The organism is Bacteroides mucinivorans, from assembly GCF_034654355.2.
GTDB classification, from domain to species: domain Bacteria; phylum Bacteroidota; class Bacteroidia; order Bacteroidales; family Bacteroidaceae; genus Bacteroides; species Bacteroides nordii.
The window spans coordinates 3,326,399-3,337,330 of record NZ_CP178179.1 but is presented as its reverse complement, the minus strand read 5'-3'; the positions used below and the strand labels follow the sequence as shown (position 1 = coordinate 3,337,330).

The window sequence follows — 10,932 nt, the reverse complement described above, 5'->3', positions numbered from 1 at the left end:
CATTTTTTTTATACGTCTTTGAATAAATCAATTTTTTCTATTAATTGCTGGTCTTGCCAATAGTCTATAATTTTCAGATGTTGCAATCGGCCTACTATAATGGCAGGATGTGTATTTATCTTTTTAGCAAAACGTTTAATAGATTGAGTAGAATAATCTTTGGAGTTGATAATTTCAGCTTCTTCTGATTTTGTAAGAGTCATTTTTTCTGCAAAATTATCAGCTTCTTGTTCCTTTTTTATTTGTTTGTCGGTATATTCTATATCTTCCAGAAAAATATCCTTCTTGCCATGTAGGAGGATGTGACCCACTTCATGAAAGAATGAGAACCAAAAGATGTCATTCCGATTATGACGTCCGGAAAGTTGTATGCATGGATAATCACCTATCCAGCGGGTAGCACCATTTATGGGAGCTTTAGGCAAACAGGGGGTATAGACTAACTTGACGCCTGCTTGTAGACAAAGTTTTTGAAGTTGAAATGGAAAATTGTCAGGTTGGGCTACCATTAGTTTTTTCATTTCCGGTAGTATCTCCTTCAGTTTTTTATCCGAATAAGGCGTGTTGGCTATTTGCTTGGTGGCTTGTAGTTCTCCTTGTCTCAACCATGCTGAAATGGCATATGGTTCTTTGGTATTTGTTAAAGAAATTCGGAAAGCAACTTTTAATTGTTGGTTGAAATAATAATCTTCCCATGCTTTAGGAGTACTGACTCCAAAAAACGAGAATATTTGATAAACTTTTTCTCCGGTATTTTTACATGGAGAAAGCCAACCTTTTTTTATCATATCGTTTATAGGAAATAATTTGATCCATTCTACTGATTCTTGAATCAATCTCTCTCTTTTTTCGCGAGCTATATATTCATCATAAACTCTCTGTTTGTTCATCCAAAAATGTGCGGGAATCTGGGTAACACTCTCAAATGATACTGCCATATCGGAGGTTATAGAGCTATCTCCCCGGATGATTGCTATTATCGTTTTCTCTGGTTTAGTGACACGAATAGCAAACTCCTTAATGCTCATTCCCATTTCCTCCAACTTTTCAGCTAATGTTTCTCCTGGATGGAATGCTACTGGAGGAGTATAATGATTCATTGTTGTTGCCATATTTGTTCTTATTTACCGTGATAGTTACTAATTTCTATTATTTCTATTTCTTTTATTTCCAGCCAGATATATTTCCCGTCTTTATCGGTTGGTATAGGTTTTTCATGAGGTTCAAAAATTAATCGATAGGGCTGGTCCAGATCACAGGCCCATTCTCCTTTGCGATCTCCTGTTAACTCGTGATAATGGCCCGGTAAATATCGTACATCTTCAAGAGTTTCAGCATTGTATAAATCGCCAATTCTTTTCATGAATAATTTAGCTCTGATTTCTCCTTGCTCTTTTTTACATTTCTTGTAATCCTCCGCTTGTTTACTAAGTTTTTTATCTTGGAACAATATTTCCACTCCTTTTGTTTTTAGTTTTGATTGCTCTTTGGTGTTAATTGAAAAAGAAGATAATTATTCTTTTTGCAAAGATAGTGTTTTTATTCTAACTAACAGTAAGTGTTAGTTGTTTTTTTAAGTTTTGATTAAAGGACTTATCAATATAACATAAAATTAAAACTTTTTTTATGTATTCAAGCCTTTAATAGTCTGATTTTAAACTTAGTATTTTAACATCGGCTTAAAATGCATATTAATAGTGTGTTAAGTACGTACTTTTGGGGTATCAAAGTACGTACTTTTTTATTGCTTGATTTCCAGGTTTTTAAACCTGTTTTTTACTGAGATGTCCTGAGTATTTTCAGGATGTATTTCCCCGGTGCCTCAATCCTGCTCCAGTTTGTTTTTGCCAGTATTCTCCATATTTCCGTTCCCTTCCTGCCGTAGTCCGACAATCTCAGTATCGCTTTAATCTCGGTTTTGTCTTTCACATTGTGCAGCCTCAGGCTCTCCAATAGCCCGCTGTAATTGTGTGTTTTCTCATTGAGTGCGTATTCGGGTGGGGGAGGAAGCAAAGAAATATCCTCCTCTTCCTCCTTCTCCCCGGTGGGGGGATTAGAGGGGGGAAGTTCTTTACTCTTCTCTGCTTTACTTTGCTTTACTTTACTTTGTCTGAAATTGTCTGCATTTTCGAGGTTCAACTCCATTTGAGTCGGTAACTTGTCTACATTTTCTGTAGTTGAACTACCTGTTTTGCATACATTTTTTGAGTTCGCTCCCTCTGTCAGCATGTAGGGCAGTTTGGTTAAGTCCTTCTTTCTGCGGCTTGTAGCCTCCAACCATACCTTTTGTATCTCCACAGAAGTCAGCACTCCGTGTTTTTCGTAGCTTTCTTTATCGAAAAATTCTTTTTCGATGAGCAGGTTTACGATCTCTTCCACTGTCTTTTTATCGTATTCCGGTCCTAACTTCCTTGCAAAAATCATGCATTGGTCCTCTCCCCAATGAATGTAATACCCGTCAGTATATATCTTGCACAGCAACATGATCACCGCATGCGGCCCTTTCACTCCATGTATCGCCGTAATCAGTTCTATCGTATCGCAGTGAAAAAATCCCGTCAGTAACGGGAAGTAGTTTATTCCATAGTATTCTGTAGCCATGTTTATTTAGTTGAAAATTGAAAATTGAAAGTTGAAAGTTGGCTGCGCTATGCGCTGCATAGTAACTTCTTATTTAATTGGAAGTTGAAAGTTGAAAATTGAAAATTACTATTCAGCATGATAGCGCAGCTAATTTTCAATTTTCAACTTTCAATTTTCCATTAAACAACCGGTCTCCATTCCATAAAGTTCTCCACCAGGAACGTTCTCCATCCCTGTTGCTCCACATCCCAGTAAACGACGGCTCCTTCCACCTTTGTTGGATCGTATGCTTTGTGAAACTCTGCTTCGTAATAGATCAGTGTCCCTTTCACAAACTTGAAATCTCCGTTCTGCTTGTGATAGGCAATCATGGCATGCCCATACAGCATGTGGTCCAACAATGTTTCCAGTCGTTCTGCCATCCATTGTGCGGTACTCTCCGGGTAATCTTTTTCCATCACGATCCGTCTTTTCCATCTTGCTTTCATTGCTTCACTCTGTGACACCTGCCTTTTCTGCTTTTTCATAATACTGAATTTAAAATGATGAATAATTATTTTTTTTCAGGTTGATGCTGTATACAAAGAAAGTGCCGCATCCTGAGAAAGCGGCACTCCTACATCTTTCGCTTCAATCTGCTGCGAATATATGCTTATTATTCTAAAATGAATTTACAAAATAGGTGTCCTGTAATTTCGCTGTCTCCTCATAACCGGATTAGTGTTATTCCTCTTCATTCCATATTTGGGATATGTAGGTTTTTATAGTGCTGTATTTTAGTTGTTTGTATTCCCCGTTGACTATATGAATGAGTGTGCTTCTTTCAAAAATAAATCGTGCTAAACTGGCTTGACATGTCTTTAAATCTTCTCCCATTGCTCCTTTTTTGCACAACAATATCATGTCTCTGATATATTCTTCGTGACAGGAAATAATACCGCACATTGGTTTCTCCTTTTTTCTTCCTTTCTTTGATTGAGTTTCCTGTTTATTAGTTAGTAAATACTTTTTATCCTCGTTTTTTTTACTCTTTTACTATCCTCTTTCTGTTGTAGTTTTTGGTTCATAATTCGCGATTTTAATTTAGTTAATGATAAAAATGTTTAAAATCGCGAAAGTAGTTAATTAATTCATTTAGTATGGATTATTTATGGGGTAAAATGAAGGAAAATGCTTGTTTTATGTGTGTATTGTATTGTAAATCAATAAAATATCTATCGAATATAAAAGTGTTTCAATAAACGTTCGTTTAATTGAACGCAAAGATATGAGGTATTTTTATACTGGCAAAATGTTTAATAAAAAAAATGATATTATATTTATTGAATTACCCTCAATGGTCTGATTATTAGTAATATACGATATTAAATAAATTACTCTTTTATCTGTATGCTTTTATGATATTTTCCCTTTATATGATGTGTAAAAAAAGCGTTCAATTAAACGAACGTCTATTGAAACACTTATTGCTTTCAGTCGGCTCGTTTATAATAAGTTGTGCATCCCGCTTTGTTTTCAATAAAAACAAGTCCTTGCACACCTCATAAATCCCCTCTTTATGTTCGTTCCCTGTGATAGGGCCACTATTGAGGGCAAGTGTATAACTCATTGATAATCTCTACTTATACACGCTTAACCGGAAGGAGTTTTCACTACCCCGGTGTCCCTAAAGAATATCCAATTGTGAACAAATCCACTGACATACACTGGTATCCGCTTCGCGTCACTTATAGCCGCGAGCTTCTCCTGAAAGAGATTTTAGATGCCGAAAAGATTGAGAACTTCATCCCCATGCACTACGAGTACATCAAGAAAGCGGACCGTAAAATCCGCAAACTCGTTCCCGTGGTGCATAACCTTATCTTCGTCCGTTCCTCACTGCAATGTATCGAAGATATCCGTCAGTCCATCGCCCTCTCTTTGGCTGTCCGTTACATCTTCAATCAGGAGCTTCGTCGTCCGATTACCATCCCGGATTCCCAGATGCGTAGCTTCATTGCCGTTTCGGGCAATTACGAAGAGCAGATTGTCTACCTCGATCCCGTCGCCACCGCCTTACAGAAAGGCGACCGTGTTCGTGTCACCGGTGGTATCTTCGAGGGTGTGGAAGGAGTCATCATCCGTGTCAAGGGAGACCGCCGCGTGTCGGTTTGTATTCAGGGAGTCATGGCAGTAGCTACTGCCTACATCCATCCTTCCTTGATAGAACGCATTTCCGACTCCTCATTATAATTGGTTGTAAATCATCTAATTGATAACTACATCATTTTTCAATCGTAAATTGTAAATCGAAAATTGTAAATAAATTCATGTTTCTACAATCCCAAATTGATGCCCTGTGCCATATCACGCACGAACTTCTCAACTTAGGTTTCGATGGTAGTCCCATTTACTCCGACCGTTTTTGTGAACTCAATCTCGAGGTATACCGTCAGTCCGAAGATCTCTACATCCGTCGTAGTTCCAATATCGAAGAAGAAGCCAGGCTTTGCTACGCCCTGTTGAGTGGTTTCCATGCCACCATTTATGACAATGGTAACAAGAATAAAAAGATCCAGGTTCTTCTCGATCGTAGTTGGAAGATACTCGACCAACTTCTCGCCTCACTATTGAAGTGTCAGCTTTTAGTAGCCTGCTATGCAGAAACTTTTGACGATGCGTTAGCGAAAGAAGCCCATGCAATAATCAATGGTTGGGAAGGGCGTGATTTGACTTTGGCAGAGCGGGAGGTTTTTGACTATCTGGAGAGTCTGGAGGCTAATCCGTATCCGAACTGGGAAGTAATAGAATAAGTAGAAAACATACATACGTAAATGTCGCATGCTTTTTAACTTTATAGAAAATAAATTAAATGAATGTTTTAGTAACTGGCGGGGCGGGCTTTATCGGCTCTAACCTTTGTGAGACCTTGCTTGAAAGAGGTGATGTCGTGACTTGCCTGGATAATTTTTCCACGGGTCATATTGAGAATTTATTACCATTGATCAACAAATATCCAACTACCTTTAAACTCGTCGTAGGCGATATTCGTAATCTGGCAGACTGCCGGAAAGCCGTAGCAGGCAACAAATATGTATTGCATGAAGCAGCCCTGGGCTCAGTGCCTCGTTCTATCCAAGACCCTGCCACTACCAACGAAGTGAACATTTCCGGTTTCCTTAATATGCTGGTTACTGCCAGAGATGCAGGCGTGAAACGCTTTGTCTATGCAGCCAGTTCTTCTACTTACGGTGATAGCAAAAGTCTTCCGAAGGTTGAAGATGTGATAGGTAAGCCACTCTCTCCCTATGCGATTACTAAATATGTAAATGAACTCTATGCTGATGTCTTTGCCAAAACTTATGGCATGGAGTGCATTGGTTTGAGATATTTCAACGTATTTGGTCGAAGACAAGATCCTAACGGAGCATATGCTGCTGTGATTCCTCTTTTTGTAAAGAAATTGATGAATCATGAATCGCCGGTTATTAATGGTGACGGAGAGTATAGCCGCGATTTTACTTACATCAAGAACGTGGTGCAGATGAACCTGTTGGCATTGGAAACTATCTCTTCTGAAGCGGTTAATCAGGTATACAATACAGCTTTTGGAGAACGTACCACTTTAAATCAATTGGTTGATTATTTAAAAGAGTTTCTAAGTGATTTTGATCCGGAAATAGCCAATATCGAAATACTGCATGGGCCTAATCGAATAGGCGATATCCCTCATTCTTTGGCATGTATAGACAAAGCCAAGGCTCTTCTTAACTATACCCCACAATATAGTATGCGTAACGGATTGAAAGAAGCGGTTGCCTGGTATTGGGAGAACTTGAAATAGATAAAACATAGATGATACATATATGGATACTAAAATTTGTGTGATCGGCTTAGGTTATGTTGGCTTGCCGTTAGCAAGATTATTTTCAACAAAATACAAAACGGTTGGTTTTGATATGAATTCAAAGCGGGTAGAGGCTCTAATGGCAGGACATGATTCTACGCTTGAGGTAAGTGACGAACTGTTACAATCTGCCATTGTCGGTGGTTTTACCTGTACATCTGATATAGAAGATATCAGAGATTATAATTTCTATGTAGTGGCAGTTCCCACTCCTGTCGATGTAAATAATAATCCGGATTTGACACCTCTTTATGGTGCGAGTACCACTGTAGGCAAAGTGATTTCCAAAGGAGATATCGTTGTTTATGAATCAACTGTCTACCCGGGTGTTACCGAAGACGAATGTATTCCGGTGGTAGAAAAGGTGTCCGGCTTGAAGTTAAATGAAGATTTCTTTGCCGGCTATTCTCCCGAACGTATTAATCCGGGTGATAAACTCCATACGGTAGAGAAAATCAAGAAAGTAACTTCGGGCTCTACTCCTGAGATAGGGAAAAGAGTAGACGCAGTATATGCTTCTGTTATAACAGCCGGTACACATTTGGCACCTACCATGCGAGTGGCCGAAGCTGCAAAGGTGATTGAAAATTCACAGCGTGATATTAATATTGCTTTCGTGAACGAGTTGTCTAAGATATTCAATAGAATGGGTATTAACACATTGGATGTACTCGAAGCTGCAAGCACTAAGTGGAACTTCTTACCTTTTAAACCCGGTTTGGTGGGCGGCCATTGCATTGGTGTAGATCCTTATTACTTGGCCCAATGTGCACAGCGCTATGGTTATAATCCTGAGATTATTCTTGCAGGGCGTAGGATGAATGATGGTATGGGAGAATATGTAGCCAATCAAGTGGTGAAACTTATGTTAAAGAAAGGTATTCAGGTATTGAATTCCAACATATTAATACTTGGTTTTACTTTTAAAGAGAATTGTCCGGATGTACGTAATACGAAGGTCATTGATATTTATAAAGCATTGCAAACGTATAATATTAATATTACGGTTTATGATCCTTGGGCCAATCCGGTTATCGCACAGCATGAATATGGTATAGAAGTTATTAATGAATTGCCTTCTGCGAAATACAATGCTATTATTTTAGCTGTAGCACATGATGAGTTTAAGGTGCTTGATATTAATCAGCTTATAGAGAAAGAAATCGCTGTCGTTTTCGATGTCAAGGGCTTTTTGGATTCAGAGATAATAGACGCCAGATTATAAGATAATGAAAATAGCCATTCATCATAATAAGGGTTCGTTTAGTGACCGTTGGATTGAATATTGTAAAGAGCATAAGATTGCCTATAAATTGGTTAATGCTTATGATAATGATATTATACAGGAGGTGAGTGATTGTGATGCTTTTATGTGGCATCATCATCATGGGAGTTATAAAGATACGCTCTTTGCCAAACAGCTACTTTATTCACTGCAATCGGCCGGTAAGAAAGTCTTTCCAGATTTTGCCACCGGTTGGCATTTTGATGATAAGGTAGGTCAGAAATATCTGTTTGAAGCGATTGGCGCACCTTTGATTCCTTCGTATGTGTTTTATACAAAAGCGGAGGCAATACATTGGGCAAATGAAACTACTTTTCCTAAAGTTTTCAAACTGCGCGGTGGTGCCGGTGCTGCCAATGTGAAACTGGTTCGTACCCGGCAAGATGCAATCCGGTTAATCAATAAGGCTTTTGGAAAAGGTTTTTCCCAATTTGATAGATGGGGAAATTTGAAGGAGCGTTTTCATAAGTGGAGAACCGGGAAAGACTCTTTTACAGGTGTGCTCAAAGGGGTAGCTCGTTTAGTGATACCCACTGAGTTTGCTAAATTCCATGCACCGGAGAAAGGGTATGCTTATTTTCAGGAGTTTATTGTTGGCAATAAAACCGATTATAGAATTAAAGTTGTAGATGGTAAGTGTTGGGGATTTCAAAGGGCTGTTAGAAAAGATGATTTTCGTGCTTCAGGTAGCGGTACATTGATTTTTAATAATGAACTTATATCAATTGACATAATCAAAATCGCTTTAGAAATATCTAAAAAGTTTTCATTGCAATCTGTTGCTTTTGATTTTGTGATTGATAAATCTAATAATACTCCTTTATTGGTAGAAGCTAGTTATGGATTTGGGTTTGATGAGGAAGAGATGGTACATGGCTATTGGACATCGGATTTAGTCTATCATGAAGAAACATTTATTCCTCAATATTGGATGATTGAAAACTTGTATAAATGAATACATTAAAACATTATCAATCTGCTGCTAAAAGTCATTTATACACATATATAAATGAACGTAGAGGGTATACGACTAATCGGAGAATAATCGTAATAGAATCTGATGACTGGGGGAGCATACGAATGCCTTCGTTAGATGTATTTCATAAAATGGCATCATTGGGATTAGACGTAGTTGGACGTTGCTATAATGAGAATGATTCACTTGCTACGAAGGAAGATTTATCATTGTTATTTGACGTGTTGTCACATTATAAAGACTTTAAAGGAAATTCACCTAAAATCACGGCGAATATCTGTGTTGCCAACCCTGACTTTGAGAGGATAAGAGCTTCCGGTTTTACATCTTATTTCTATGAACCTTTTACAGTTACTCTTGAACGTTATCCTAACTGTTTATTCGATAGTTGGAAAGAAGGTATTACACAGAGTCTTTTTGTACCTCAATTCCATGGCAGGGAACATCTGAATATAGAAAAGTGGATGTCTGAATTGCAAGAAGGGAATCCGGAACTGAGGGCATGCTTCGATTTGCAAACATGGGGGATTCGCTATAACAAACAGAAGAATCATGTACTTGGAGAATTTATGGTTAATTCAGAGAAGTCTATTAAGTTACAAAAAGAAATCCTGAAAGATGGGATGAGGTTATTTCGAGAGATATTTGGCTATGTTTCAAAATCTTTTATAGCTCCTTGTTATATCTGGAATCCGGAGTTGAATGAAACGTTAAAACAAATAGGAGTCGATATTTTGCAAGGTAGTTATTCTCAGTATCTTTCAAAAGAGAGTCAGATAACAGATACTATACATCATTACATGGGACAGAAAAATGAATTGGGGCAAACCTATTTGGTACGTAACTGTCTTTTTGAACCGACACAAGATCACCGCTTGAATAAGGAATACTGCTTGAAAGGTATTGAAAAAGCTTTTAAATTAAAGAAGCCTGCCATCATCAGCGCGCACCGACTCAACTTTATAGGGGCTATACACCCCCAAAACAGAGATAATAACTTACGCCAATTCGCGGAATTACTACAAGTAATCATGAAGCTTTGGCCGGATGTGGAATTTATGAGTTCAGATGAATTGGGTACACTGATAAATAATTAGTGTCGTTTTAAAAGGATCGATCATAAATTGCAGTATAAAAATTAGAAAACTATGAAAAAAGATATAAATGTCTATATGTTTCACTCTAAAGTGAACTCAGCAACAGAATTTGTCGCTTTTCTCAAAATAGATGAGTTAGAAAGTTATTATAATTTTATATGGAATTCAAAAGATCCAAGCTATTTATTCGCATCAGATGAAATATATACGTGTAAAAAGAACTGGAGACGATTCCAAAAACTATATAATAAGGCTTCAATTAAAATAATATATGCGGCAGAAGCATTTTCTCCTGATTGGAACTTGTTTGACTATGCAATTGGTTTTGATGCACATCTGTCTAATGAAGATCGCTTTTGCATACTGCCTCCTTTTACGTTATTTTATAAAGAATTTTATGAAGGAGAGTTCCGGAATAAAATAAATTCAGTAAATGAAGCCTATGGCATATTAAGAGAGAAAAAAAAGTTTTGTAATTTCTTATATTCAAATTATAATGCACACCCCAATAGGGATAAATTATTTTATCTAATTTCAAATTATAAGAAAGTAGATTCTCTTGGAAAACATTTGAATAATGTGGGCAATAGAGCTACGGGATATATCGGGCACCGTTTGGAATGTATACCTATGAAAAGTAGCTATAAATTTTCCATTGCAGCGGAGAATGCAAATTATAAGGGATATACTTCTGAGAAAATATTAACGAGTCTATGCGCTCATACCGTACCTGTCTATTGGGGAAATCCAGACATTATATTAGAATTGAATCCTAAATCCTTTATTAATTGTCATCAATTTGAGTCACAACAAGAAATACTCAATAGAATAAAAGAAATAGATATTAATGACGATTTATGGTGTGAGATAATATCGGAACCTTGGCAAACGGAAGAGCAGGTTGAGAGATCTAAACAACGTATGACAAATTATGTCTGTTTTATAGACTCTATTTTTGCACAGGAGATAAGTGCAGCAAAAAGGGTACCCGAAGGGGCTTTTGTGTACAGGTATCGAGAAATTCTTTTTTCGTCTAAAATACCCCGGTTAAATCTATGTAAAATAGTATGGAAGAAAATTATGAGAACTTTTAAAACTGTATAAG

11 protein-coding genes are annotated in these 10,932 nt (G+C 37.4%); 7 read left to right on the top strand and 4 right to left on the bottom strand.

Going from position 1 to position 10,932, the window contains the following annotated elements; translation table 11 throughout:
- Positions 1–8: 8 nt before the first annotated feature.
- The 4 genes from VCM39_RS12770 to VCM39_RS12755 form a co-directional block, all read right to left on the bottom strand.
- Positions 9–1,112 carry a HigA family addiction module antitoxin gene (locus VCM39_RS12770; protein ID WP_322932526.1) on the bottom strand — a complete coding sequence of 368 codons (1,104 nt, stop codon included), beginning with the start codon at positions 1,110–1,112 and terminating at the stop codon, positions 9–11.
- An 8-nt stretch (positions 1,113–1,120) separates the two neighbouring features.
- On the bottom strand, positions 1,121–1,459 hold the full coding sequence (locus VCM39_RS12765) for a type II toxin-antitoxin system RelE/ParE family toxin (protein ID WP_002560817.1): 339 nt from the start codon (positions 1,457–1,459) through the stop codon (positions 1,121–1,123).
- Positions 1,460–1,776: 317 nt separating this feature from the next.
- Complete coding sequence (locus VCM39_RS12760) at positions 1,777–2,601, bottom strand: DUF4373 domain-containing protein (protein ID WP_321028776.1); 825 nt, start codon at positions 2,599–2,601, stop codon at positions 1,777–1,779.
- A gap of 161 nt (positions 2,602–2,762) precedes the next feature.
- Entirely contained in the window at positions 2,763–3,110 is a 348-nt protein-coding gene (locus tag VCM39_RS12755) for an SH3 beta-barrel fold-containing protein (RefSeq protein ID WP_322932527.1), read from the bottom strand.
- 1,156 nt (positions 3,111–4,266) lie between these two features.
- Between VCM39_RS12755 and VCM39_RS12750 the strand changes: the two genes are divergently transcribed.
- From VCM39_RS12750 to VCM39_RS12720, 7 genes are all read left to right on the top strand, one after another.
- On the top strand, positions 4,267–4,815 hold the full coding sequence (locus VCM39_RS12750; RefSeq protein ID WP_289293266.1) for a UpxY family transcription antiterminator: 549 nt from the start codon (positions 4,267–4,269) through the stop codon (positions 4,813–4,815).
- Between the two features lie 77 nt (positions 4,816–4,892).
- A complete protein-coding gene (locus tag VCM39_RS12745; RefSeq protein ID WP_289293267.1) occupies positions 4,893–5,375 on the top strand; it encodes a UpxZ family transcription anti-terminator antagonist in 483 nt (160 codons plus the stop codon).
- Positions 5,376–5,434: 59 nt separating this feature from the next.
- Positions 5,435–6,406, top strand: coding sequence for an SDR family oxidoreductase (locus VCM39_RS12740; RefSeq protein ID WP_289293269.1), 972 nt, complete (start codon positions 5,435–5,437; stop codon positions 6,404–6,406).
- Positions 6,407–6,428: 22 nt separating this feature from the next.
- Entirely contained in the window at positions 6,429–7,694 is a 1,266-nt protein-coding gene (locus VCM39_RS12735; RefSeq protein ID WP_289293270.1) for a nucleotide sugar dehydrogenase, read from the top strand.
- A gap of 4 nt (positions 7,695–7,698) precedes the next feature.
- Positions 7,699–8,709 carry a hypothetical protein gene (locus VCM39_RS12730; RefSeq protein WP_322932528.1) on the top strand — a complete coding sequence of 337 codons (1,011 nt, stop codon included), beginning with the start codon at positions 7,699–7,701 and terminating at the stop codon, positions 8,707–8,709.
- A complete protein-coding gene (locus VCM39_RS12725) occupies positions 8,706–9,827 on the top strand; it encodes a hypothetical protein (protein WP_322932529.1) in 1,122 nt (373 codons plus the stop codon). Before VCM39_RS12730 ends, VCM39_RS12725 begins: the two co-directional genes overlap by 4 nt.
- Before the next feature lie 51 nt (positions 9,828–9,878).
- Entirely contained in the window at positions 9,879–10,931 is a 1,053-nt protein-coding gene (locus tag VCM39_RS12720) for a glycosyltransferase family 10 domain-containing protein (protein ID WP_322932530.1), read from the top strand.
- Position 10,932 lies beyond the last annotated feature (1 nt).

Bases quoted from the DNA above. Each gene is read 5' to 3' on its own strand.
- VCM39_RS12770 (WP_322932526.1), bottom strand. From the start codon at position 1,112: ATGGCAACAACAATGAATCATTATACTCCTCCAGTAGCATTCCATCCA.
- VCM39_RS12760 (WP_321028776.1), bottom strand. From the start codon at position 2,601: ATGGCTACAGAATACTATGGAATAAACTACTTCCCGTTACTGACGGGA.
- VCM39_RS12755 (WP_322932527.1), bottom strand. From the start codon at position 3,110: ATGAAAAAGCAGAAAAGGCAGGTGTCACAGAGTGAAGCAATGAAAGCA.
- VCM39_RS12745 (WP_289293267.1), top strand. From the start codon at position 4,893: ATGTTTCTACAATCCCAAATTGATGCCCTGTGCCATATCACGCACGAA.
- VCM39_RS12740 (WP_289293269.1), top strand. From the start codon at position 5,435: ATGAATGTTTTAGTAACTGGCGGGGCGGGCTTTATCGGCTCTAACCTT.
- VCM39_RS12735 (WP_289293270.1), top strand. From the start codon at position 6,429: ATGGATACTAAAATTTGTGTGATCGGCTTAGGTTATGTTGGCTTGCCG.
- VCM39_RS12730 (WP_322932528.1), top strand. From the start codon at position 7,699: ATGAAAATAGCCATTCATCATAATAAGGGTTCGTTTAGTGACCGTTGG.
- VCM39_RS12725 (WP_322932529.1), top strand. From the start codon at position 8,706: ATGAATACATTAAAACATTATCAATCTGCTGCTAAAAGTCATTTATAC.
- VCM39_RS12720 (WP_322932530.1), top strand. From the start codon at position 9,879: ATGAAAAAAGATATAAATGTCTATATGTTTCACTCTAAAGTGAACTCA.